This is a genomic window from Pseudomonas sp. L-22-4S-12, from assembly GCF_009799935.1.
Lineage (GTDB): Bacteria > Pseudomonadota > Gammaproteobacteria > Pseudomonadales > Pseudomonadaceae > Aquipseudomonas.
The window spans coordinates 669432-692342 of sequence record NZ_WELL01000001.1; the positions used below are offsets into that span (position 1 = coordinate 669432).

The 22911-nt window shown below is 66.5% G+C and carries 22 protein-coding genes; 11 read left to right on the plus strand and 11 right to left on the minus strand.

Annotated elements, in window-relative coordinates; translation table 11 throughout:
- Positions 1-100: 100 nt before the first annotated feature.
- The 4 genes from F3I16_RS03015 to F3I16_RS03030 are packed head-to-tail and all read right to left on the minus strand — an operon-like array spanning position 101 to position 2565.
- The gene (locus tag F3I16_RS03015) at positions 101-397 is read right to left on the minus strand and encodes a DUF167 domain-containing protein (protein ID WP_160492270.1); all 297 of its coding nucleotides are present in this window, start codon (positions 395-397) and stop codon (positions 101-103) included.
- A 1-nt stretch (position 398) separates the two neighbouring features.
- Positions 399-992 (minus strand): YggT family protein, encoded by a 594-nt coding sequence (locus tag F3I16_RS03020; RefSeq protein WP_160492271.1) that lies wholly within the window; start codon positions 990-992, stop codon positions 399-401.
- 25 nt (positions 993-1017) lie between these two features.
- Positions 1018-1836 (minus strand): pyrroline-5-carboxylate reductase, encoded by an 819-nt coding sequence (proC, locus tag F3I16_RS03025; protein ID WP_160492272.1) that lies wholly within the window; start codon positions 1834-1836, stop codon positions 1018-1020.
- Positions 1837-1878: 42 nt separating this feature from the next.
- Entirely contained in the window at positions 1879-2565 is a 687-nt protein-coding gene (locus tag F3I16_RS03030; protein WP_160492273.1) for a YggS family pyridoxal phosphate-dependent enzyme, read from the minus strand.
- A gap of 72 nt (positions 2566-2637) precedes the next feature.
- Between F3I16_RS03030 and pilT the strand changes: the two genes are divergently transcribed.
- From pilT to F3I16_RS03055, 5 genes are all read left to right on the plus strand, one after another.
- Positions 2638-3672 (plus strand): type IV pilus twitching motility protein PilT, encoded by a 1035-nt coding sequence (pilT, locus tag F3I16_RS03035; protein ID WP_160077127.1) that lies wholly within the window; start codon positions 2638-2640, stop codon positions 3670-3672.
- Between the two features lie 54 nt (positions 3673-3726).
- Positions 3727-4872: a PilT/PilU family type 4a pilus ATPase gene (locus F3I16_RS03040; protein WP_160492274.1), complete on the plus strand. Its 1146-nt coding sequence runs from the start codon at positions 3727-3729 to the stop codon at positions 4870-4872.
- Between the two features lie 208 nt (positions 4873-5080).
- On the plus strand, positions 5081-6457 hold the full coding sequence (locus F3I16_RS03045; protein WP_160492275.1) for a nodulation protein NfeD: 1377 nt from the start codon (positions 5081-5083) through the stop codon (positions 6455-6457).
- A 2-nt stretch (positions 6458-6459) separates the two neighbouring features.
- Complete coding sequence (locus F3I16_RS03050; protein WP_160492276.1) at positions 6460-7209, plus strand: slipin family protein; 750 nt, start codon at positions 6460-6462, stop codon at positions 7207-7209.
- A 116-nt stretch (positions 7210-7325) separates the two neighbouring features.
- The gene (locus F3I16_RS03055) at positions 7326-7724 is read left to right on the plus strand and encodes a TM2 domain-containing protein (RefSeq protein ID WP_160492277.1); all 399 of its coding nucleotides are present in this window, start codon (positions 7326-7328) and stop codon (positions 7722-7724) included.
- Positions 7725-7979: 255 nt separating this feature from the next.
- On the opposite strand, the gene F3I16_RS03060 is transcribed toward F3I16_RS03055, so the two are convergent.
- From F3I16_RS03060 to gshB, 7 genes are all read right to left on the minus strand, one after another.
- On the minus strand, positions 7980-9251 hold the full coding sequence (locus tag F3I16_RS03060) for a dihydroorotase (protein WP_160492278.1): 1272 nt from the start codon (positions 9249-9251) through the stop codon (positions 7980-7982).
- Positions 9251-10252, minus strand: a complete 1002-nt coding sequence (locus F3I16_RS03065) for an aspartate carbamoyltransferase catalytic subunit (protein WP_160492279.1) — start codon at positions 10250-10252, stop codon at positions 9251-9253. Before F3I16_RS03065 ends, F3I16_RS03060 begins: the two co-directional genes overlap by 1 nt.
- A 10-nt stretch (positions 10253-10262) precedes the next feature.
- Positions 10263-10772: a bifunctional pyr operon transcriptional regulator/uracil phosphoribosyltransferase PyrR gene (gene pyrR, locus F3I16_RS03070; RefSeq protein ID WP_160492280.1), complete on the minus strand. Its 510-nt coding sequence runs from the start codon at positions 10770-10772 to the stop codon at positions 10263-10265.
- Positions 10773-10872: 100 nt separating this feature from the next.
- A complete protein-coding gene (ruvX, locus tag F3I16_RS03075) occupies positions 10873-11307 on the minus strand; it encodes a Holliday junction resolvase RuvX (protein WP_160487858.1) in 435 nt (144 codons plus the stop codon).
- Positions 11304-11873 (minus strand): YqgE/AlgH family protein, encoded by a 570-nt coding sequence (locus tag F3I16_RS03080; RefSeq protein ID WP_160492281.1) that lies wholly within the window; start codon positions 11871-11873, stop codon positions 11304-11306. The genes ruvX and F3I16_RS03080 overlap by 4 nt, the downstream gene beginning before the upstream one ends.
- A gap of 63 nt (positions 11874-11936) precedes the next feature.
- A complete protein-coding gene (locus F3I16_RS03085) occupies positions 11937-12833 on the minus strand; it encodes an energy transducer TonB (RefSeq protein ID WP_160492282.1) in 897 nt (298 codons plus the stop codon).
- A gap of 56 nt (positions 12834-12889) precedes the next feature.
- On the minus strand, positions 12890-13852 hold the full coding sequence (gene gshB, locus F3I16_RS03090) for a glutathione synthase (protein WP_160077108.1): 963 nt from the start codon (positions 13850-13852) through the stop codon (positions 12890-12892).
- A 242-nt stretch (positions 13853-14094) separates the two neighbouring features.
- Between gshB and pilG the strand changes: the two genes are divergently transcribed.
- The 6 genes from pilG to F3I16_RS03120 all read left to right on the plus strand — a co-directional run.
- Positions 14095-14502 (plus strand): twitching motility response regulator PilG, encoded by a 408-nt coding sequence (pilG, locus tag F3I16_RS03095; protein ID WP_160077107.1) that lies wholly within the window; start codon positions 14095-14097, stop codon positions 14500-14502.
- A gap of 45 nt (positions 14503-14547) precedes the next feature.
- On the plus strand, positions 14548-14913 hold the full coding sequence (gene pilH, locus F3I16_RS03100) for a twitching motility response regulator PilH (RefSeq protein ID WP_068824882.1): 366 nt from the start codon (positions 14548-14550) through the stop codon (positions 14911-14913).
- A 49-nt stretch (positions 14914-14962) separates the two neighbouring features.
- Positions 14963-15499, plus strand: coding sequence for a chemotaxis protein CheW (locus tag F3I16_RS03105; protein ID WP_160492283.1), 537 nt, complete (start codon positions 14963-14965; stop codon positions 15497-15499).
- Positions 15500-15583: 84 nt separating this feature from the next.
- Positions 15584-17626 (plus strand): methyl-accepting chemotaxis protein, encoded by a 2043-nt coding sequence (locus tag F3I16_RS03110; protein ID WP_160492284.1) that lies wholly within the window; start codon positions 15584-15586, stop codon positions 17624-17626.
- A 68-nt stretch (positions 17627-17694) separates the two neighbouring features.
- On the plus strand, positions 17695-18558 hold the full coding sequence (locus F3I16_RS03115; RefSeq protein WP_160492903.1) for a protein-glutamate O-methyltransferase CheR: 864 nt from the start codon (positions 17695-17697) through the stop codon (positions 18556-18558).
- 24 nt (positions 18559-18582) lie between these two features.
- A partial coding sequence (locus F3I16_RS03120; protein WP_256670057.1) for an Hpt domain-containing protein occupies positions 18583-22911 on the plus strand: 4329 nt, incomplete at its 3' end.

The window sequence follows — 22911 nt, forward strand, 5'->3', positions numbered from 1 at the left end:
ACTGCCACGATAGCCGAGGCTTTGCCGGAGATGCCCGCATTATGCGGGGGATGGCGCCGGCGTCAATCGCCCCGCCGCACACGCGGCTCCCTGTGGTCGCTCAAGGCACCCGAGCGGTCAGTCCGGGCAGTTCCGGCAGGCGCTGCGGGGCATGGATGCGCACGCGTTTCTGCCGGTTCAGCTCGCCGCTTTCCAGGCTGACCTGGCTCTTGGCCACGCCGAAGGCCTTGCCGAGGAAGGCCAGCAGGTGGGCATTGGCCTTGCCTTCCACCGGTGGCGCGGTGAGACGGATCTTCAGCCGCTCACCGTGCAGGCCGGCGAATTCGTCCTTGCTGGCCTTGGGCTGTAGGTGGCAGTCGAGGATCAGGTCGTCACCATCCCAGCGGAACCAGGCCATCTCAGATGAACGGGCTGAGGATGGCGGGCATGCCACTCATGGCCGCGAGATTGCCGATGACGAAGCGATCCAGCAGATTCAGCGCGATGAAGGCGAAGATCGGCGAGATATCCAGGCCGCCAAGATTGGGGATCAGCCGGCGGAACGGCGCCAGCAGCGGCTCGCAGATCTGGTTGACCAGTTGCGCCCCGGGGTTGTAGCTGCCGGGGGCGACCCAGGAGAGGATCACGCTGATGATCATGGCGAAGAAGAAGATCTTGAGGAATAGCGAGGTCACCGCGATCACCGCCCACACCAGCAGCTGCAGGCCGACCGCGAGCGGGTTGGCGCCGGCGACGAGGATGATCACCACCATCAGCAGCAGTTGCACCAGGATCGCCAGCACCAGCGAGGCCAGGTCCAGCCCGCCCAGCCCGGGGATGACCCGGCGCAGCGGCTTGAGCAGCGGCTGGGTGGCCTTCAGGGTGAACTGGCTGAGCGGGTTGTAGAAGTCGGCGCGCACCAGTTGCAGGATGAAGCGCAGCAGCACGATCAGCAGGTACAGGCTGCCGAGGGTCTGGATGATATAGATGAGGGCTTCCGTGAATCCGGACATGCGGGCTCCTTGGTAATCCAGCTGTTTATTGACCCAGTTGCGCGGCGAGTTCGGCTGAGCGCTGGGCGGCGGCGTCCAGGGCCTTCTGCACCAGGGCTTCGAAGCCGCCGGCCTGGAAGGTCTTGATCGCCGCTTCGGTGGTGCCGTTGGGCGAAGTTACCCGGCGGCGCAGTTCGGCGGCGTCGACCTCGCTCTCGCTGGCCATGCGCGCGGCGCCGAGGGCGGTGTGCACGGTCAGCTGGGCAGCGATCTCGCGCGGTAGGCCGAGCTGCTCGCCGGCGGCGGTCATCGCCTCGATCAGCAGGAAGAAGTAGGCCGGGCCGCTGCCGGACACGGCGGTGACCGCGTCGATCTGCTGCTCCTGGTCCAGCCACAGGGCCAGGCCGACGGCGGACAGCAGCTGTTCGGCCTGCTGGCGCTGGGCGTTGGAGACCTCGGCGTTGGCGAACAGGCCGCTGACGCCCTGGCGCAGCAGGGCCGGGGTGTTGGGCATGCAGCGCACGATCGGGCGCTCGCCCAGCCAGTTGGCCAGGCTGGCGCAACCGATGCCGGCGGCGATGGAGACGATCAGCTGGCCGGCGGCCAGGCTCGGGGCCAGGGCCTGGCAGACGTCCTTGAGCACCTGCGGCTTGGTCGCCAGGACCACCACGTCGGCGCCGGCGATGGCCTCGGCGTTGCTGGCGAACAGCTCGATGCCGTATTCGCCGGCGACCTTGGCCCGCTGTTCGGCGCCCGGGTCGCTGGCGCGGATGTGGCTGGTCGGGATGCCCTGGGCGAGCAGGCCGCCGATCAGGCTGGTGGCCATGTTGCCGGCACCGATGAAGGCGATACGTGGGTGGCTCATGTCGGGTTTCCTTCGTTCTTCAATTCGGGGTGGTTGGCCCGCTCAGGGCTGGCCGTAATCTCGCGCGCCAAACAGAGCGGTGCCGATGCGTACCCAGGTCGCGCCTTCGGCGATCGCCGCCTCCAGGTCGTGGCTCATGCCCATGGACAGGCTGTCGAGGCCTGGGCCCAGGCGGTCGCGCAGCTCGCGCAGGCGGGCGAAGGCGGCATGCTGCTCGGCCGGGTCGTCGGTCGGTTCGGGGATTGTCATCAATCCGCGCAGACGCAGCTGCGGCAGTTGTGTAACCGCCTGTGCCAGGGCCGGCAGTTCGTCCGGGGTACAGCCGGATTTGCTGGCCTCGCCGCTGACATTCACCTGCAGGCAGATATTCAGCGGCGGCAAGCCGGCCGGGCGCTGGGCGGCCAGGCGCTCGGCGATCTTCAGCCGATCCACCGAGTGCACCCAGGCGAAATGCTCGGCGATCGGCTTGGTCTTGTTCGATTGAATGGGGCCGATGAAGTGCCAGGTCAAGTCCAGGTCGGCCAGTTCCAGCTGCTTGCCCAGGGCTTCCTGCAGGTAGTTTTCGCCGAAGTCGCGAAGCCCGGCCGCATGCGCCTCGCGGATCGCGGCGGCGGGTTTGGTCTTGCTCACCGCGAGCAGGCCGATAGTCGCCGAATCTCGCTGCGAGGCTTGCGCCGCCTCACGGATACGCTCGCGAACCTTTGCAATATTCTCTGCTATCGTGGACATTACTCGCGCTCTATAGCCCGCCCGTCAGGGGTTTGCGGCATTCTACCTGCTTGCATGTGATTGGGGAGTCCCATGGATATTACCGAGCTGTTGGCCTTCAGCGCCAAGCAAGGCGCGTCGGACCTGCACCTCTCGGCGGGCCTGCCGCCGATGATTCGGGTGGACGGCGACGTACGGCGGATCAACCTGCCGGCGATGGACCACAAACAGGTTCACGCGCTGATCTACGACATCATGAACGACAAGCAGCGCAAGGATTACGAGGAATTCCTCGAGACCGACTTCTCCTTCGAAGTCCCTGGCGTGGCGCGCTTCCGGGTCAACGCATTCAACCAGAACCGCGGCGCCGGTGCGGTATTCCGGACCATTCCGTCGAAAGTGCTGACCATGGAAGACCTTGGCATGGGCGAGGTGTTCAAGAAGATCACCGACGTGCCGCGCGGCCTGGTACTGGTCACCGGGCCGACCGGCTCGGGCAAGTCGACCACCCTGGCGGCGATGCTCGACTACCTCAACAGCACCAAGTACCACCATATCCTGACCATCGAAGACCCGATCGAATTCGTTCACGAGTCGAAGAAGTGCCTGGTCAACCAGCGCGAAGTGCACCGCGATACCCACGGCTTCTCCGAGGCCCTGCGTTCGGCCCTGCGTGAAGACCCGGACATCATCCTGGTCGGCGAGATGCGCGACCTGGAAACCATCCGCCTGGCGCTGACCGCCGCGGAAACCGGCCACCTGGTGTTCGGCACCCTGCACACCACCTCGGCGGCCAAGACCATCGACCGGGTGGTCGACGTGTTCCCCGCCGAGGAGAAGTCCATGGTCCGCTCCATGCTCTCCGAATCGCTGCAGTCGGTGATCTCGCAGACCCTGCTGAAGAAGATCGGCGGCGGCCGGGTGGCGGCCCACGAGATCATGATCGGCACCCCGGCGATCCGTAACCTGATCCGCGAGGACAAGGTGGCGCAGATGTATTCGGCGATCCAGACCGGCGGCTCGCTGGGCATGCAGACCCTCGACTCCTGCCTCAAAGGCCTGGTGGCCAAGGGCCTGGTCAGCCGCGAGGCGGCCCGCGAGAAGGCCAAGACCCCGGAAAACTTCTAATAATAAGCGGGCCGCCCCGGTTGCGGCCCTGCACTGGCACGATGGGCGGGAACGATGGAATTCGAAAAGCTGCTGCGTTTGATGGTGGAAAAGGGTGGTTCTGACCTGTTCATTACCGCCGGGGTACCGCCGTCGATGAAGGTCAACGGCAAGATCATGCCGGTGACCAAGAGCCCCATGTCGCCGGAACAGACCCGGGAAACCGTGCATTCGGTGATGAACGAGCAGCAGCGCCGCGACTTTGCCGAGAACCACGAGTGCAACTTCGCCATCAGCGCCCGCGGCATCGGTCGCTTCCGCGTCAGCGCCTTCTACCAGCGCAACCTGGCGGGCATGGTGCTGCGCCGCATCGAGACCAACATCCCGACCATCGACGACCTCAAGCTGCCCGAGATCCTCAAGAAGCTGGCCCTGACCAAGCGCGGCCTGGTGCTGTTCGTCGGCGCCACCGGCACCGGCAAGTCCACCTCGCTGGCGGCGATGATCGGCTACCGCAACAAGAACAGCAGCGGCCACATCATCTCCATCGAAGACCCGATCGAATACATCCACCAGCACCAGAGCTGCATCGTCACCCAGCGCGAAGTGGGCATCGACACCGAGTCCTTCGAGGTGGCGCTGAAGAACACCCTGCGCCAGGCGCCGGACGTGATCCTGATCGGCGAGATCCGTACCCGCGAGACCATGGACCATGCCGTGGCTTTCGCCGAGACCGGCCACCTGTGCCTGGCCACCCTGCACGCCAACAACGCCAACCAGGCGCTGGACCGGATCATCAACTTCTTCCCGCCGGACCGGCAGAACCAGGTGTGGATGGACCTGTCGCTCAACCTCAAGGCCATCGTCGCCCAGCAGCTGGTGCCGACCCCGGACGGCAAGGGCCGCCGCGCGGTGATCGAGGTGCTGATCAACACCCCGCTGGCCGCCGACCTGATCCGCAAGGGTGAGGTGCACGAGCTGAAGAACCTGATGAAGCGCTCCACCGAGCTGGGCATGCAGACCTTCGACCAGGCCCTGTACAACCTCTACACCCAGGGCGAGATCACCTACGAAGACGCGCTGCTCTACGCCGACTCGGCGAACGACCTGCGCCTGATGATCAAGCTCGGTTCGGAAACCGACGGCGAACACCTGACCAGCTCCAATCAGGGGCTCAGCCTGGAGGTCAGCGAGGAAGAACCGGGCCGGCGTTTCCGCTAACCCGCCCGCTCGCCGTGCCGCGACCATCCGGCCGTGGCGCGGCACTCCAGGCGTTGGAAAAAAACCGCCAGGCGCTCTTCGCACCTACCCGTTCCGTCCGGTCATCCGTTGCCCCGTAGCGGGCTCAACTACGCTCTTATATATGCACACCGTCGCAGGGCTGTCGGTGCGGCGGCGGTGGTGCATTCGGCAGAGGGTGGAGGCGGCCATGTTGCGCCTGCTCATGCAGAGCGTGGTCCTGATTCTGGCATTGCTGGTGGTGCCGGGCGGGGTGGGGGCGGCCACGGCGCCGGTGGTTCTGCTGACGGTCGAGGGCGCGATCGGCCCGGCCAGCGCCGACTACCTGGTGCGCGGCCTGGCGCGGGCGCAGGCGCAGGGCGCCCAGCTGGTGGTGCTGAGCCTCGACACGCCCGGCGGCCTGGACAGCTCGATGCGCGAGATCATCAAGGCGATCCTCGCCAGCCCGCTGCCGGTGGCCACCTACGTCGCCCCCGGCGGGGCACGGGCCGCCAGCGCCGGCACCTATATCCTCTATGCCAGCCATATCGCCGCCATGGCGCCGGGCACCAACCTCGGCGCCGCCACCCCGGTGCAGGTCGGCGGCCTGCCCGGTGCGCCGAAACCGGACAAGCCTGCCGGCGAGCAAGGCGCGGACAAGGCCGGCGACGCCGAGGCCACCCTGGCCCGCAAGCAGGTCAACGACGCCGCCGCCTATATTCGCGGCCTGGCCCAGCTGCGCGGGCGCAATGCCCAGTGGGCCGAGCAGGCGGTGCGCGAGGCGGTCAGCCTGGCCGCCGAGGAGGCGCTGCGGCAGCGGGTGATCGACTACCTGGCGCGTGACCTCGACGACCTGCTCCGGCAGCTGGACGGCAAGCGCCTGAGTGTCGCCGGCCGGGAGCTGCAGTTGCACACGGCCCAGGCCGTGCAGGTGGTCCATGCGCCGGACTGGCGCACCCGCCTGCTGGCGGTGATCACCAACCCCAGCGTGGCCCTGATCCTGATGATGCTCGGCGTCTACGGGCTGTTCTTCGAGTTCTCCAACCCCGGCAGCGGCGTCGGCGGGGTGCTCGGCGGCATCTGCCTGATCCTCGGCCTGTACGCCCTGCAGCTGCTGCCGGTGAACTATGCCGGGGTGGCGCTGATCCTGCTCGGCCTCGCCTTCATGGCGGCCGAGGCGTTCCTGCCCAGCTTCGGCGTGATCGGCCTGGGCGGCGTGGCCGCCTTCGTCATCGGCGCGGTGATCCTGATCGATACCGAGGTGCCGGGCTTCGGCATTCCGCTGGGGCTGATCGTGGCCCTGGCCCTGGGCAGTGCCGTGCTGATCGTCGCCATCCTCGGCATGGCCCTGAAGGCGCGCCGGCGCGTGCTGGTCAGCGGTGACGCCGGCCTGGTCGGCTGCCTGCTGGAAGTGGCCGAGCTGCGCGCGGACGATCCGCAGAGTGGTTGGGTGAAATGGCAGGGGGAAAACTGGCAGGTGCAGAGCCAGGCACCGCTACGCACCGGGCAACGGGTGCGGGTGCTGGCGCGTCGCGGCCTGCTGCTGGATGTCGCCGCGGCTGACGAGCAGCCGCCGCAAGGAGGTTGACCATGGGTTTTCCACTGACATTGGGCACCCTGCTGGTGCTACTGGTGGCGCTGATCGTCTCGGCGTTCCGCATCTTTCGCGAATACGAGCGGGGCGTGGTGTTCCAGCTCGGGCGCTTCTGGAAGGTCAAGGGCCCGGGGCTGGTGATCATCATCCCGGCGATTCAGCAGGTGGTGCGGGTGGATCTGCGCACCGTGGTGCTGGACGTGCCGACGCAGGACGTGATCACCCGCGACAACGTCTCGGTCAAGGTCAATGCGGTGATCTACTTTCGCGTGCTGGATGCGCAGAAGGCGATCATCCAGGTCGAGGACTACCACATGGCCACCAGCCAGCTGGCGCAGACCACCCTGCGCGCGGTGCTTGGCAAGCACGAGCTGGATCAGCTGCTGGCCGAGCGCGAACGGCTGAATGCCGACATCCAGCAGGTGCTGGATGCGCAGACCGACGCCTGGGGCATCAAGGTGGCGAACGTGGAGATCAAGCATGTCGACCTCAACGAGTCGATGATTCGCGCCATCGCCAAGCAGGCCGAGGCCGAGCGCGAGCGGCGGGCCAAGGTGATCCACGCCGAGGGCGAGCTGCAGGCCTCGGAGAAGCTGGCCCAGGCCGCCGAGGTGCTCGGTCGCCAGCCCGGCGCCATGCAGCTGCGCTACATGCAGACACTCGGCGTGATCGCCGGCGACAAGAGCTCGACCATCGTCTTCCCGCTGCCGCTGGAGCTGCTCAAGGGCATAGTCGAGCCCAAGTGAGCCCCGCGCGCATCTGAACCGCCAGGACATGCCTTGTCGCACGCGGCATTTTCCTGCGCGGCCCAGCTGGCGTAGATTGTGGCATCACTAGGACTCGATGCCGGCAGGAGGCAGACATGCAACGACAGGACACCCACAGCAAGGTCATTGGCTATCTACTGTGGATCTTCGGCTTTCTCGGTGCGCACCGTTTCTATTACGGCAGGCCGGTGACCGGGACCATCTGGTTCTTCACCCTCGGCCTGTTCTTCATCGGCTGGATCATCGACCTGTTCCTGATCCCCAGCATGGACCGCGAGGCGGATCTGCGCTTTCACGCCGGCGACATCGACTACAACGTGGCCTGGATCCTGCTGACCTTCCTCGGCGCCTTCGGTGTGCACCGCATGTACCAGGGCAAGTGGATCAGCGGCATCCTCTATCTGCTGACCCTGGGCCTGTTCGGCCTGGGCGTGCTCTACGACTTCTGGACCCTGAACGACCAGGTGTCGCTGCGCAACGCCCAGCGCGGCTGAATGCTGCGGCCATGAAAAAAGCTATGTACCTGTTACGCGTTGCTACGCCGCGCTGTTGTTTGGCTCAAGCGCTCGCGGTGGCTGCTCTGGCTGTTGGTGGGAGCGAATTCATTCGCGATCAGGGCCTACGCCGAGCTGCCTGTTTATCGCGGATAAATCCGCTCCCACTAAAACTCGATGGCCTGTGCAACACGCTATTGGGACATAGCCATGAAAAAGCCCGCCGAGTGGCGGGCTTTTTCATCGGTGGACGGTTCAGCCCTGGAAGCTGATGCGTCCGTCGACCAGGGTGTAACGCACCTTGCCCGGCAGGCAGTGGCCGATGAACGGGCTGTTGCCGCCCTTCGAGTGCCAGGTTTCGCCGGCCAGGGTCTGCGCCCCGGCATCGAACAGCAGCAGGTCGGCCGGAGCGCCCACGGCCAGGCGCCCGGCCGGCAGGCGCAGGGCCTTGGCCGGGCCGGCGGTGAGGCGGGCGAGCAGGGTCGGCAGGTCGAGCAGGCCGTCTTCCACCAGGGTCAGGGCCAGCGGTAGCAGCAGTTCGACGCTGCTGATGCCCGGCTCGGTGGCGCCGAACGGCGCCAGCTTGGCATCGGCCTCGTGGGGTTGGTGGTGGCTGGCGATGGCGCCGATCACCCCGGCCTTCAGCGCCTGGCGCAGGCCGTCGCGATCGAAGGCGGTGCGCAGCGGTGGCTGCACGTGGTACAGGCTGGAGAAGCCGAGCAGTGCCTCGTCGGTGAGGATTAACTGGTACATCGCCACGTCGGCGGTCACCGGCAGGCCGCGGGCCTGGGCGGCGGCGATCATCTCGGCGCCGCGCGCGCTGGTCAGCTGGCTGAAGTGGGCGCGTACGCCACTTTGCTCGACCAGTAGCAGGTCGCGGGCCAGGGCCACGGTCTCGGCGGTTTCCGGGATGCCGGCCAGGCCGAGGAAGCTGGCGGTCGGCCCTTCGTGGGCCAGGCCGCCTTCGGCCAGCTCAAAGTCCTGGGCGTGGAACACCACGGTCAGGTCGAAGGTCGCCGCGTATTCCAGGGCGCGGCGCAGGGTACGGTTGTTGGCCATCGGCGCCAGGCCGTTGGCGAAGGCCACGCAGCCGGCATCGCGCAGGGCCACCAGTTCGGCCAGCTGCTCGCCGGCGAGATTCTTGCTCAGTGCGCCGATGGGGAACACCTTGGTGTGCCCGGCTTCCTGGGCGCGGTCGAGGATCAGCTCGGCCACCGCCGAGGTGTCCAGCACCGGCTTGGTCAGTGGCGGGCAGCACAGGCTGGTCACACCGCCGGCGGCGGCAGCCAGGGTCTCGCTGGCGATGTTGCCCTTGCGGCTGTAGCCGGGCTCGCGCAGGGCCACGGACAGGTCGACCAGGCCGGGGCTGGCGATCAGGCCGGTGGCGTCGATGGTCTTGTCGGCGACGAAGCCGGCCGGGGCCTGGTCGAGGGCGACTATCTTGCCGCCGTCGAGGTAGAGGTCGCCGGCCTGGTCGAGGCCGCTGGCCGGGTCGATGACCCGGGCGCCGAAGATACGGGTGCGCATCAGTTCTGCTCCTCGGCATTCAGTTGACGCTGGGCGGTTTGGCCGCTCATGGCCATGGACAGCACGGCCATGCGGATGGCGATGCCGTAGGTGACCTGGTTGAGAATCACCGACTGCGGGCCATCGGCTACCGCCGACTCGATCTCCACGCCGCGGTTGATCGGCCCCGGGTGCATCACCAGGGCGTCCGGCTTGGCCAGCTTGAGGCGCTGCTCGGTGAGGCCGAACAGCTTGTAGAACTCGCCCTCGCTGGGCAGCAGGCCGCCCTGCATGCGCTCGCGCTGCAGGCGCAGCATGATCACCACGTCGACGTCCTTGAGGCCGCTGGCCAGGTCGCTGTAGACCTTCACCCCGTACTGCTCGATGCCCACCGGCAGCAGGGTCTTCGGCCCGATCACGCGGATGTCCGGGCAGCCCAGGGTCTTCAGGGCCAGCATGTTGGAGCGCGCTACCCGCGAATGCAGGATGTCGCCGACGATGGCCACCGAGAGGTTCTCGAAGCCGCCCTTGTGCCGGCGGATGGTGAGCATGTCGAGCATGCCCTGGGTCGGGTGCGCGTGGCGGCCGTCGCCGCCGTTGATGATCGCCAGGTTCGGGCAGACGTGCTCGGCGATGAAGTGCGCGGCGCCGGAGTCGGCATGGCGCACGACGAAGATGTCGGCGGCCATGGCTTCCAGGTTGCGCAGGGTGTCGAACAGGGTCTCGCCCTTGCTGGTCGAGCTGGTCGACACGTTGAGGCTGATCACGTCGGCGGACAGGCGCTGGGCGGCCAGTTCGAAGGTGGTGCGGGTGCGCGTGGAGTTCTCGAAGAACACGTTGCACACGGTCTTGCCGCGCAGCAGCGGGACCTTCTTCACCGCGCGGGCGCCGACTTCGAGGAAGGAGTCGGCGGTGTCGAGGATTTCCGTCAGCAGCTCGCGCGGCAGGCCGTCGAGCGAGAGGAAGTGGCGCAGCTGGCCCTGGTCGTTGAGCTGCAGCGAGCGCTTGGCGTCGATAGGCATGGGGCAGGCCTTAGGAGTCGGAGAGGGTTTGCAGCTCGAGGGCGAGCGGCGCGGGGCCGAGCAATTTTACCCGCTCGTTGGCCGCCAGGGCGAGGGTCGCGCCGAGCACGTCGGCATGCACCGGCAGCTCGCGGGCATCCAGGTCGAGCAGGCAGACCAGGGTCACGCTGGCCGGGCGGCCGTAGTCGAACAGCTCGTTGAGTGCGGCGCGGATGGTGCGCCCGCTCATCAGTACGTCGTCGATCAGCACCAGATGCTGGTCTTCGATGTCGAACGGCAGCTCCGACGGGCGCACCTGCGGGTGCAGGCCGCTGCGGGTGAAGTCGTCGCGGTAGAAGGACACGTCGAGGGTGCCGAGCGGCTGGTCCAGGCCCAGCTCATTCAGCAGGGCCTCGGCCACCCACACGCCGCCGGTGCGGATGCCGATGAAGTGCGGCTGGGTGATGCCGCGGCTGGCCAGCAGCTGCTGCAGCTCGGCGGCCATGCGCGGCAGCAGTTCGGCGGGGTTGGGCAGGGCCATGGGCGATCCTCGTGCAGTTAACAGGCGGTGGGCGATCCGGCTCAGCGTAGCTGGGCCGGATGCTCGGCGGTAGCGGTCGACGGCGCCAGGCGCCGGCGTTTCACGGCTGTTCGGCCAGCCAGCCTTCCAGCAGCAGGGCCGCGGCCAGGGCGTCGACCGGGTTGTCCCGGTAGCTGCCGCCGCGCTGGCCCTGGGCCATGCGTTCGCCCTTGGCTTCGTAGGTGGTCAGGCGCTCGTCGTGGGTGTGTACCGGCAGGTTGAAGCGGCCATTGAGGCGGCGGGCGAACTTCTCGGCGCGTTCGCTCATCTCGCTGGGGCTGCCGTCCATGTTCAGCGGCAGGCCGACGACTATCGCATCCGGCTGCCACTCCTTGATCAGCGCCTCGACCTTCTGCCAGTCGGGGACGCCGTTCTGCGCCTTCAGCACGCACAGCTCGCGGGCCTGGCCGGTGATCACCTGGCCGACGGCGACGCCGATCTGCTTGCTGCCGTAGTCGAAGCCGAGCAGCAGGCGCAGCGGTTTGTCGGCGCTCATGCGTGGCCGGCCTGGGCGCTGAGCAGGCTGAGGTTGACGCCCAGGCGGGCGGCGGCCGCTTCCAGGCGCTGCTCGGCGGGCAGGTCGAAGAGGATGTCGTGGGCGGCCGGGCAGGTCAGCCAGGCGTTGTCGGCCAGTTCGCTCTCCAGCTGGCCGGCTTCCCAGCCGGCATAGCCGAGGGTGATCAGGTGCTGGCGTGGGCCGTTGCCTTCGGCGATGGCGAACAGCACGTCCTGGGAGGTCGACAGGGCCAGTTCGCCCAGCTCCAGGGTGGCCTGGAAGCTGGTCCCGCTCGGGTGCAGGACGAAGCCACGATCGGTCTGCACCGGGCCGCCGGCAAAGATCGGCAGGCTCTGGCAGAGGGCGGGCGGCTCTTCGTCCGGGCGCAACTGCTCAAGCACGTCGGCCAGGCTGAGGCCGTTGGGGCGGTTGATCACCAGGCCCATGGCGCCCTGCTCGTTGTGTTCGACCAGGTAGGTGACGGTCTGCGCGAAGTTCGGATCGGCCATGTGCGGCATGGCGATCAGGAAGTGGTGCTTGAGGTAGCTGGGCGCGGAATTCTTCATCGGCCTAGTTTCAAGCTTCGCGGCGCCGGCTTCAAGTGTGGCGCGCCGTCGCGCGGCGGCGGCTCAGTTGCTGGACAGGCGGTCGCCGCGCTCGAAGCGCCAGGTGCGGATGATTTCCAGGCGATCGAATTCGGCCATGTCGCCGGTGAACGGGGCGAAGGGCGCGGCCAGGCGCACGATGCGCAGGGCGGCCTGGTCCAGCAGGGGCTGGTCGGACGACTCGAGGACCTGCACTTCATACAGGGTGCCGTCGCGGTTGATCGACACCAGCAGGCGCAGGTTGCCGTAGATCCGCTGGCGGCGGGCCTCGTCCGGGTAGTTGAGGTTGCCGACCCGTTCGACCTTCTTGCGCCATTCGTCCTTGTACCAGGCGCCCTTGTCGCGCGCGGTGGAGGCGGCATTCAGGCGGTGAATCTTCGGCCGTTTGGCGTACTGCTGGACTTCCTGGGCCAGCTCGGCTTCCAGGCTGGCGATCTCGGCGGACAGCTGCGAACTGTCGAACACCGGCGCGGCGCGGGCGTCCGGCTCGGGCTGGGTGCGCTCGGTCTTGCTCGGGGTCTTCTGCTGCTGCGGGCTGCGGGTGGCAATGGCGGCCTTGGGCGCGGCTTCCTGGCGCTGCGCCTGCGGCGGCGCGCTGGGCGGGGTGACGCGCTTGACCTGGGTGTCTTGGAAGATCGCCTGTTCGGTGGTCTTCGGCGCCGCCTTGTGTTCCAGGGTGCCGCTGCCCTGCTGGTTGTCCTGCGCCAGGTAGTCCGCGTCCTTGGGCTTCTCTTCGCTCTTGAAGGTGGACAGGGTGATTTCCAGGCTCTTGCTCAGGGTGCCCGGTTTGGCCAGGGTGAAGCTGACGCCGAGGATCAGTGCCAGGTGCACGATGGTCGCAATCAGCAGGGTGAAGCCCAGCCGGTCCGCCGGGCGGACGCCAGTGCTGGGCAGTTCGGGCGCGAGAGTGGCTGCGTTCATCGGGTTTCGACAGGCATCAGGATGCCGCGCAGTCTGCCCAGTGAGGGGGCAAAAGTCTATGAAGCACTGCGCGCTGCGAGCTTGTCGGCAATCGCATCCATCAGGCGTTCGCCGATGCGGGTATCGAAGGCCTTGTCGATCTCGCGGATGCAGGTCGGGCTGGTCACGTTGATCTCGGTGAGGTGTTCGCCGATCACGTCCAGGCCGACGAATAACAGGCCCTTCTCGCGCAGCACCGGGCCGACTTCGGCGGCGATCCAGCGGTCGCGCTCGGTCAGCGGGCGGGCTTCGCCGGTGCCGCCGGCGGCCAGGTTGCCGCGGGTTTCGCCCTGCGCCGGGATACGCGCCAGGCAGTAGGGCACCGGCTCGCCGTCGATCATCAGGATGCGCTTGTCGCCATCCTTGATCCCCGGCAGGTAGCCCTGGGCCATGCACTGCTGGCTGCCATGGGCGGTGAGGGTTTCCAAGATCACCGAGAGGTTGGGGTCGCCGGCGCGGTGGCGGAAGATCGAGGAGCCGCCCATGCCATCCAGGGGTTTGAGAATGATGTCACGCTGCTGTTCGGCAAACTCGCGCAGAATGTCTGGCCTGCGGCTGACCAGGGTCGGCGGCATGCAGTGGGGGAACAGGGTGGCGAAGAGTTTTTCGTTGCAGTCGCGCAGGCTCTGCGGGCGGTTGACCACCAGCACGCCGGCGCGCTCGGCCTGTTCCAGCAGGTAGGTGGAGTAGACGAACTCGTTGTCGAACGGCGGATCCTTGCGCATCAGGATCACGTCCAGCTCGCTCAGCGGGCTGTCCTGCTCGGCGTCCAGCTCGAACCACTGCAGCGGGTTGTCGAACACGCGCAGGGGGCGCATGCGGGCGCGAGCCTGGCCGGCGTTCTGGTAAAGGTCCTGCTGTTCCATATAGAACAGCGACCAGCCACGGGCCTGGGCGGCCAGGAGCATGGCCAGCGAGCTGTCCTTCTTGAAACTGATCTGGGCAATGGGATCCATGACGATCCCCAGGCGAATGCTCATCGGGGTAAACCTCGGCAGCGTAATCCGGCTAAAAAGGCCTGGGTGGCCATACGGTGATGCGCAAGGGTGGCGCCGGTGGCCTTGCCGGTCAAGGAAAACCCCGCGAATCCGGGGCTTATAGATTGCATCTGGAGAGTGTGCTAAAAAGGCCCGACGATTGGGACGCAGCCCGTCGGTGGCAGGGCCTCAGGCACACTGATAACGCAAGAATAATGACTCACCGAGGCGATGGTAGGGCAAACATGGAACAGCATTCCGAGGGTTTGAAGGTGATGGTGATCGACGATTCGAAAACGATTCGTCGCACCGCTGAAACTCTGCTGAAAAAAGTCGGATGCGAAGTCATCACGGCTGTTGATGGTTTCGATGCACTGGCTAAGATCGCCGATACTCACCCGAGCATCATCTTTGTCGACATCATGATGCCGCGGCTCGATGGCTATCAGACCTGCGCCCTGATCAAGAACAACAGTGCTTTCAAATCCACCCCGGTGATCATGCTGTCTTCCAAGGACGGCCTGTTCGACAAGGCCAAGGGGCGTATCGTTGGCTCCGACCAGTACCTGACCAAGCCCTTCAGCAAGGAAGAGCTGCTCGGTGCCATCAAGACGCATGTCCCCGACTTCGTTCCGGTGGAACAAGCCTCCTGATTTCCGGCCGCAGGCCGGTGAAGCCTATTCCGTATGGGGAACTCCATGGCTCGTATTTTGATTGTTGATGATTCGCCAACCGAGATGTACAAACTGACCGCCATGCTGGAAAAGCACGGCCATCAGGTGCTCAAGGCGGAGAATGGCGCCGATGGCGTCGCCCTGGCGCGCCAGGAAAAGCCGGATGCGGTGCTGATGGACATCGTCATGCCGGGGCTCAATGGCTTCCAGGCCACCCGCCAGCTGACCAAGGATGCCGACACCAGTCACATCCCGGTGATCATCGTCACCACCAAGGATCAGGAAACCGACAAGGTCTGGGGCAAGCGCCAGGGCGCGCGTGACTACCTGACCAAGCCGGTCGACGAAGACACCCTGATGAAAACCCTGAATGCGGTGCTGGCCGGCTAAGGCCGGGCACGAGCGTAGAGCCCAATAACAAGAAAAGGCCAAGGCTGGCATGTCGGACGCGCAATCCCCCTTTCAGCTCCTCGTACAGATCGACCAGCGTTGTCGGCTGCTGGCCGCCGGCCTGCCGTCCCAGCAGCAGGCCGTGCAGACCTGGAGCGGCATCGGTTTTCGCATGGGCGAGCGCTATTTCGTGGCGCCCATGGGGGAGATCGGCGAAGTCCTGCATGAGCCGCGGCACACCTTGTTGCCGAGCGTGAAACACTGGGTCAAGGGGGTCGCCAACGTGCGTGGCCGGCTGCTGCCGGTCATGGATCTGTGCGGCTTCTTTGGTTCCGACCTGTCGCCACTGCGCAAGCAGCGGCGCGTACTGGTGGTGGATCACCAGGAAGTATTTGCCGGGCTGACGGTCGACGAAGTGTTCGGCATGCAGCACTTCCCGGTGGATACCTTTTCCGAGCAGTTGCCACCGCTCGAAGCTTCCATAGAACCTTTTATCCACGGCGTCTTCCAGCGCGAGCAGCCCTGGCTGGTGTTCAGCCCGCATGCGCTGGCTCAGCACCAGGGTTTTCTCGACGTGGCGATCTAAAGTTTTTCGGTTGGGTCGGCATTTGCCGGCCCTTTGGCGTTACATGGGAACCGTAGTGCGGTCGGTCCAGGCGGGGGCCAGATAATGAAAAAATTCAACGCAGGCAATCTTTTGGCAGGTGTGCGCAGTAACACGCTGATCGCCGGACTGTTCATCGTCCTGATCATCTCCATCGTGTTGTTGTTCGCCAACTTCGCCTACCTCAACACCCAGTCGAACTACGACAAGGAATACATCAGCCACGCCGGTGAGCTGCGTGTTCTGTCCCAGCGGATTGCGAAGAACGCCACCGAAGCGGCGACCGGCAAGGCGCAAGCCTTCCCGCTGCTGAAGGAAGCGCGCAACGGCTTCGAAGAGCGCTGGGGCTTCCTCACCGCAGGCAGCGAAGCCAGCGGCCTGCCGCCGGCGCCGGCCTCGATGCAGGCGGAAATGGAAGCGGTACAGAAGGACTGGGACAGCCTGCGCAAGAACGCCGACGCCATTCTCGCCAGCGAACAGACCGTCCTCTCGCTGCACCAGGTAGCCGCGACCCTGGCGGAAACCATTCCGCAGCTGCAGGTCGAGTACGAAGAGGTGGTCGACATCCTGCTGCAGAGCGGTGCGCCGGCGGCCCAGGTGTCCGTGGCCCAGCGCCAGTCGCTGCTGGCCGAACGTATCCTCGGCTCGGTGAACAAGGTACTGGCCGGTGACGATGACTCGGTACAGGCCGCCGACATGTTCGGCCGCGACGCCAGCCTGTTCGGTCGCGTGCTCAAGGCGATGACCGAAGGCAACGCCGCCATGGAAATCTCCCAGGTCACCGACCCGGACGCCCTTGAGCGTCTGGCCGAGATCTCCGAGTTGTTCCAGTTCGTTTCCGGCTCGGTGGACGAGATCCTGGAAACCTCGCCGGAACTGTTCCAGGTCCGCGAATCCGCCAGCACCATCTTCAACGAATCGCAGACCCTGCTGGACAAGGCCTCGGTACTGACCGGCGGCTTCGAGAGCCTGGCCGGCGGCCGCTACTTCAACACCCTGGCCGGCTATGTGCTGGGCCTGATCGCCCTGGCCTCGATCATCCTGATCGGTCTGGTGATGGTGCGCGAAACCAACCGCCGCCTGGCTTCCACCGCCGAGAAGAACGAACGCAACCAGTCCGCCATTCTGCGTCTGCTCGACGAAATCGCCGACCTCGCCGACGGTGACCTGACCGTGGCCGCGACGGTAACCGAAGACTTCACCGGTGCCATCGCCGACTCCATCAACTACTCCATCGACCAGCTGCGCGACCTGGTCGCGACGATCAACCTGACCGCCGTGCAGGTGGCCGCCGCCGCCCAGGAAACCCAGGCTACCGCGATGCACCTGGCCGAGGCTTCCGAGCACCAGGCCCAGGAAATCGCCGGTGCTTCCGCGGCGATCAACGAAATGGCCGTGTCGATTGACCAGGTATCGGCGAACGCCTCGGAGTCCTCCGCGGTAGCGGAACGTTCCGTAGCCATCGCCAACAAGGGCAACGAAGTCGTACACAACACCATCACCGGCATGGATAACATCCGTGAGCAGATCCAGGACACCTCGAAGCGGATCAAGCGCCTCGGTGAATCGTCCCAGGAGATCGGTGACATCGTTAGCCTGATCAACGACATTGCCGACCAGACCAACATCCTCGCCCTGAACGCCGCGATCCAGGCCTCCATGGCCGGTGACGCGGGCCGCGGCTTCGCCGTGGTAGCGGACGAAGTACAGCGCCTTGCGGAACGTTCCTCGGCCGCAACCAAGCAGATCGAGGCGCTGGTTAAAACGATTCAGACCGACACCAACGAAGCGGTTATCTCCATGGAGCAGACCACTTCCGAAGTGGTACGCGGTGCCCGCCTGGCGCAGGACGCCGGTGTGGCCCTGGAAGAGATCGAGAAGGTATCCAAGACCCTCGCGGCCCTGATCCAGAACATCTCCAACGCTGCCCGTCAGCAGGCCTCTTCGGCCGGTCACATTTCCAACACCATGAACGTGATCCAGGAGATCACCTCGCAGACCTCCGCCGGTACCACCGCCACCGCCAAGAGCATTGGTAACCTGGCCAAGATGGCCAGCGAGATGCGCAAGTCGGTATCCGGCTTCACCCTGCCGGACGGCCAGGTCTGATCATGGGAGGTGCAGCGGCCTGAACGGGTCGCTGCCCGGGGAACGCGGCCATGAGCGAGGGGCACGGCATGCAGCCAAGCGGCGTCTGGGCCTTGAAACCCCTGGCCGATATGTCACAGACGGAGTTCCGCGACTGGCAGGCGCTGCTGGAAGAGCGCACCGGCGTGGTGATCAGCGAGCAGCGCCGGGCCTTTCTGCAGACCAACCTGACTGCGCGCATGCGCGAACTGGACGTCGCCGACTACGCCACCTACTACCGTCAGGTCACCGATGGCCCGCGGGGCGCGGTGGAATGGTCGACCCTGCTGGATCGCCTGACCGTACAGGAGACCCGCTTCTTTCGTCATCGGCCGTCCTTCGATGTGCTCGACAGCTATTTGCGCGGGCGCCTGGCGACCGATCAACAGCAACAACCCTGGGCGCTGTGGAGTGTCGGCTGCGCGAGCGGCGAAGAGCCCTACTCGATGGCCATCTGTGCCGCCGAGGTGCTGCGTGAGAGCGGCAGTGCCCAGCAGTTCGGCGTCACCGGTACGGATATCAGCCTGAATGCGTTGAGCAAGGCCCGCGAGGCCGTGTACGGCGCGCGCCGGCTGGAACAGTTGGACGCGGACCTGGGCGAGCGCTATTTCGCCACCCAGGCCGATGGTCGTTTCAAGGTAGTGCCGGATCTGGCGGCACGTATCTGTTTCGCCAGATTGAATGTGCTGGAACTGGGCAAGGCGCCCCTGACCGGCATGGACGTTATCTTCTGTCAGAACATGCTGATCTATTTCCGCCGCTGGCGGCGCCGCGAAATCCTCAACCGCCTGGCCGAACGCCTGGCGCCGGGGGGCTTGCTGGTCGTCGGAGTGGGGGAAGTGATCGGTTGGCAGCACCCGGACCTGGTCCCGGTCGCCGACGAGCGCGTGCTGGCGTTTACCCGCAAGGGCTAAGACAAGAATATGAGTGGAGTCGGTATGGGTGATCGGCACGACTATGTCGCCCTGGAGTGGGTCAAAGGCGAGATCGCGGAAACCCTGAAACAGGCCCGCCAGGCCCTGGAGGCGTTCGTCGAGAACCCGCAGGACCCGACGCGCATGCGTTTCTGCCTGACCTATGTGCACCAGGTGCATGGCACCCTGCAGATGGTCGAGTTCTACGGCGCAGCCCTGCTCGCCGAGGAAATGGAGCAACTCGCCCAGGCCCTGATGGAAGGCCGCGTGAGCAACCAGGGCGAGGCCCTGGAAGTGCTGATGCAGGCCATCCTGCAGCTGCCGGTGTACCTGGAGCGGATCCAGAGCGCGCGGCGCGACCTGCCGATGGTGGTGTTGCCGCTGCTCAACGACCTGCGTGCCGCCCGCGGCGAGAAACTGCTGTCGGAAACCAGCCTGTTCTCCCCCGACCTCTCCGGCAGCCAGCCGGCGCTGTCCCACGAATCCCTCGACAAGCTGCGCACCGCCGAACTGCCGGTGCTGCTGCGCAAGCTGCGGCAGATGCTGCAGATGGCCCTGGTCGGGGTGATCCGCAATCAGGATCTGCCGACCAACCTGGGCTACATGGCGCGCGTCTTCGCCCGCCTGGAAAGCCTGTGCAAGGACGCGCCGCTCGGCCCGATCTGGCAGATCGCCTCGGGCATGGTCGAAGGCCTGGCCAATGGCAGCGTGGCCAATGGCGCGTCGGTGCGTACCCTGCTGCGCCAGGTCGACAAGGAGCTCAAGCGCCTGGTCGAACAGGGCGCCGACGGCATCAACCAGGCCGCGCCGGATGACCTGGCGAAGAACCTGCTGTTCTATGTGGCCAAGGCTCCCGCGCAGTCGCCACGCATTCGCGCCCTGAAAGACCAATACCGTCTCGACGACGCGCTGCCGGACAGCGAAGTGGTCGACGAGGAACGCGCGCGCCTGGCCGGTCCGGACCGCGACGCCATGCGTTCGGTGGTCGCCGCCCTGTGCGAGGAACTGGTGCGGGTCAAGGACAGCCTCGACCTGTTCGTGCGCAGCGACCGCAAGCAGGTCGCCGAACTGGACGGCCTGCTGGCGCCGCTCAAGCAGATCGCCGACACCCTGGCGGTGCTCGGCTTCGGCCAGCCGCGCAAGGTGATAGTCGATCAGATCGACGTGGTGCACAGCCTGTCCCTCGGCCAGCGCGAACCCAGCGATGCGGTGCTGATGGATGTCGCCGGTGCCCTGCTGTACGTCGAGGCGACGCTGGCCGGCATGGTCGGCCCGGCCGATGACCGGCAGAACGAACAGAGCCACCTGCCCACCACCGACGTGGCGCAGATTCACCAGCTGGTGATCAAGGAAGCGCGCAATGGCCTGGAACAGGCCAAGGACGCGATCATCGAGTTCATCGCCTCGCAGTGGAACCACGAGCACCTGGCCCGAGTGCCGGAGCTGCTGACCCAGGTCCGTGGCGGCCTGGCGATGATTCCGCTGGCGCGGGCCGCCGCCCTGCTGCAGGCCTGCAACCGCTATATCCAGGAACAGCTGCTGGCGCGCAAGGCCGTGCCCAACTGGCAGAACCTCGACACCCTGGCCGACGCCATCACCAGCGTCGAGTACTACCTCGAACGCCTGGCCGAAGACCACGCGACCCAGGGCGACCTGATTCTCGATGTCGCCGAGGAAAGCCTGGAAAGCCTGGGCTATCCGCTCAAGGAAAAGCCGTCGATCCTCGATCGCATCGAGCCGGTGGCAGAAACCTTTGCCCCTCTGGCCGATCCGCTGCACGACATCGACGTGCTGTCCGCCGCCGAGCCGGCCGAACCCGAGGCGGAGATCGAACTGCAGCTGCCTCAAGGCGAGGCGCCGGCGCTCGACCTCGAGGCGCTGGGCGAGGCCGAACCCTTCAGCCTGGATGAGCTGAGCAGCGAGTTCGCCGCGCACGAGCAGCCGGCCAGCGAGACCGAGCTGCTGGTCACCGACGACAACTGGAGCCTCGGCGAGATCGACGGCGCCGCAGCGCCGGAAAGTATCGACCTGAGCCTGGATGCGCCGCTGGAACTTGCCGACTTCGATGCCGAACTGCCGAGCTTCGATCTCGAGGAGCTGGCGCCGCAGGCCGCTGAGGTGGCGCCGATTGCCGTCGATCTGCCGCTGGCGGAACTGGATCTCGATGCCCCGGGCGACGAACTGCTGAACTGGGATACGGCCGAGATCGCCGAACTGGACCTGCCGGAAGTCGAGCTGTCGAACGAACCGTTCGCCGTCGAAGTCCCCGCTCCGCTGATCGACAAGCCGCTGTCGATGGCCGACGTGATGGCCGCCCCGGTGCAGGCGATCAACCCGCCGGCCCAGGATGTGCCACCCAGCCTGCTGCCGCCGCCGGCCGACGAAGAGCCGGTGGACGAGGAACTGCTGGAAGTCTTCGTCGAGGAAGTCGGCGAAGTGCTGGAAACCATTGGCCAATACCTGCCGCAGTGGTGCGCCGACACCGCCGACAAGGACGCCCTGACGGAAATCCGCCGGGCCTTCCACACCCTCAAGGGCAGCGGGCGCATGGTTCGCGCCCTGGTCATCGGCGAGTTGGGCTGGTCGATCGAGAACCTGCTCAACCGCGTGCTCGACCGCAGCATCGAGGCTTCTGCGCCGGTGCAGCAGGTGGTCAAGGATGTGGTCGCGCTGATGCCGGCCCTGGTCGAAGAGTTCGCCGCCAAGGCCCAGCGCCAGCGCGACGACGTCGACCTGCTGGCCGCCACCGCCCATGCCCTGGCCCGTGGCCAGCAGCCGCCGCCGAGCGGTCCTGGTTCGGCTCCGGGCGCCGAGCCCGAGCTGCCGGCCGGCGAGGTTGCCGAGGCGCCTGAGGCCGAGGCCACGCCGGAGTCCGCCGCTCCGGTGGGTGAGGCACCTGCCGCCGAGCTGGAGGAGGCCCTCGACCCGCAGCTGCTGGAAATCTTCCGCAACGAGGCGGAAACCCATCTGGACGCCCTGGTCGGCTTTCTCGCCGACTGCGCCCAGGAATTGCCGCAGCCGGTGACCGATGCCCTGCAGCGCGCCCTGCACACCCTCAAGGGCAGCGCGTACATGGCCGGCATCCTGCCGATCGCCGAAATCGCCACGCCGCTGGAGAAACTGGCCAAGGAATTCAAGGCCAACCTGATCCCCATGGATCTGGCCGAGGCCGAGCTGCTGCACCGCGCCGAACAGTTGTTCCGCGCCGGCCTGGAGCAACTGGAAAGCCAGCCGCTGGCGCCGATCCCGGGGGCCGCCGAGCTGCTCGCCGATGTGCACAAGCTGCACCACGAACGCCTGGACAGCGCCGATCAGGAGCGCCAGGACGAGCCGGGCGAAACCCGCGACCCGCAACTGATTTCGATCTTCCTCGCCGAAGGCATGGACATCCTGCTGGATGCCGAGGACCTGCTGCGCAAGTGGCGCGAGCACCCTAGCGAACAGCAGGAGCTGAGCGCCCTGCTGGAAGAGCTGGCGACCCTCGGCCGCGGTGCCGAGATGGCCGAGCTGCCGCAGATCGACGAGCTGTGCCAGGCCCTGCTGGCCCTGTACCAGGCCGCCCTGGACGGCCGCCTGCCGATCAGCGAGCGCTTCTTCAGCGAGGCCGAAGCGGCCCACGAAGCCCTGATCGGCATGATGGACCAGGTCGCCGCCGGCCTGCAGGTCAGCGCCCAGCCGGAGCGGGTCGCCGCCCTCCACGCCCTGCTGGCCGAGGCCATCGCCCCGGCCACCCTGGCCCTGCTCGAACCGCAGATGGCCGGGCTGGAAGTCGTCGAGCTGGATGAAGCCGATTTCCCCGCCGTGCGCGAGCCGAGCCCGCCGGTTGCGGCTGAGCCTGAGCAGCCCGCACCGGTGGTCAGCGGCATGCCGGAAAACCTCGACGAGGAAATGGTCGAGATATTCCTCGAAGAGGCCGTGGATATCCTCGACAGCGCCGGTCAGGCGCTGGACCGCTGGCTCGCCGAGCCCGACAACGGCCTGGCGCTGTCGTCCCTGCAGCGCGACCTGCATACCCTCAAGGGTGGTGCGCGGATGGCCGAGATTCGCGCCATCGGCGATCTGGCCCACGAGCTGGAATCCTTGTACGAAGGGCTGGTCGATCGCCGCTTCAGCCATTCGCCGTACCTGGCCGGCCTGCTGCAGCAGAGCCACGACAGCCTGGCCGTACTGCTGGAACAACTGCAGGGCCGCCGGCCACTGAACGATCCGGCGGCGCTGATCGAGGCGATCCGCAGCTTCCGCCAGAGCGGTGGTGCGCCGAGCTTGTCGGCCGCCGCAGTGGCCGTGCACGCTGATTTCGAAGCCGAAGCCGAAGCCGAAGCCGAAGCCGAAGCCGAAGCCGAAGCCGAAGCC

What these genes read in the sequence shown, in the direction of transcription:
- F3I16_RS03060 (WP_160492278.1), bottom strand. Translation starts at nt 9,251, where the DNA reads ATGCGCACCCGTATCTTCGGCGCCCGGGTCATCGACCCGGCCAGCGGC.
- F3I16_RS03085 (WP_160492282.1), bottom strand. Translation starts at nt 12,833, where the DNA reads ATGAACGCAGCCACTCTCGCGCCCGAACTGCCCAGCACTGGCGTCCGC.
- F3I16_RS03105 (WP_160492283.1), top strand. Translation starts at nt 14,963, where the DNA reads ATGTCGGACGCGCAATCCCCCTTTCAGCTCCTCGTACAGATCGACCAG.
- pilT (WP_160077127.1), top strand. Translation starts at nt 2,638, where the DNA reads ATGGATATTACCGAGCTGTTGGCCTTCAGCGCCAAGCAAGGCGCGTCG.
- pilG (WP_160077107.1), top strand. Translation starts at nt 14,095, where the DNA reads ATGGAACAGCATTCCGAGGGTTTGAAGGTGATGGTGATCGACGATTCG.
- pyrR (WP_160492280.1), bottom strand. Translation starts at nt 10,772, where the DNA reads ATGGCCCTGCCCAACCCCGCCGAACTGCTGCCGCGCATGGCCGCCGAG.
- ruvX (WP_160487858.1), bottom strand. Translation starts at nt 11,307, where the DNA reads ATGAGCGCCGACAAACCGCTGCGCCTGCTGCTCGGCTTCGACTACGGC.
- F3I16_RS03050 (WP_160492276.1), top strand. Translation starts at nt 6,460, where the DNA reads ATGGGTTTTCCACTGACATTGGGCACCCTGCTGGTGCTACTGGTGGCG.
- gshB (WP_160077108.1), bottom strand. Translation starts at nt 13,852, where the DNA reads ATGAGCATTCGCCTGGGGATCGTCATGGATCCCATTGCCCAGATCAGT.
- F3I16_RS03115 (WP_160492903.1), top strand. Translation starts at nt 17,695, where the DNA reads ATGCAGCCAAGCGGCGTCTGGGCCTTGAAACCCCTGGCCGATATGTCA.
- pilH (WP_068824882.1), top strand. Translation starts at nt 14,548, where the DNA reads ATGGCTCGTATTTTGATTGTTGATGATTCGCCAACCGAGATGTACAAA.
- F3I16_RS03065 (WP_160492279.1), bottom strand. Translation starts at nt 10,252, where the DNA reads ATGCCTATCGACGCCAAGCGCTCGCTGCAGCTCAACGACCAGGGCCAG.
- F3I16_RS03020 (WP_160492271.1), bottom strand. Translation starts at nt 992, where the DNA reads ATGTCCGGATTCACGGAAGCCCTCATCTATATCATCCAGACCCTCGGC.
- F3I16_RS03110 (WP_160492284.1), top strand. Translation starts at nt 15,584, where the DNA reads ATGAAAAAATTCAACGCAGGCAATCTTTTGGCAGGTGTGCGCAGTAAC.
- F3I16_RS03080 (WP_160492281.1), bottom strand. Translation starts at nt 11,873, where the DNA reads ATGAAGAATTCCGCGCCCAGCTACCTCAAGCACCACTTCCTGATCGCC.
- F3I16_RS03015 (WP_160492270.1), bottom strand. Translation starts at nt 397, where the DNA reads ATGGCCTGGTTCCGCTGGGATGGTGACGACCTGATCCTCGACTGCCAC.
- F3I16_RS03030 (WP_160492273.1), bottom strand. Translation starts at nt 2,565, where the DNA reads ATGTCCACGATAGCAGAGAATATTGCAAAGGTTCGCGAGCGTATCCGT.
- F3I16_RS03045 (WP_160492275.1), top strand. Translation starts at nt 5,081, where the DNA reads ATGTTGCGCCTGCTCATGCAGAGCGTGGTCCTGATTCTGGCATTGCTG.
- proC (WP_160492272.1), bottom strand. Translation starts at nt 1,836, where the DNA reads ATGAGCCACCCACGTATCGCCTTCATCGGTGCCGGCAACATGGCCACC.
- F3I16_RS03040 (WP_160492274.1), top strand. Translation starts at nt 3,727, where the DNA reads ATGGAATTCGAAAAGCTGCTGCGTTTGATGGTGGAAAAGGGTGGTTCT.
- F3I16_RS03055 (WP_160492277.1), top strand. Translation starts at nt 7,326, where the DNA reads ATGCAACGACAGGACACCCACAGCAAGGTCATTGGCTATCTACTGTGG.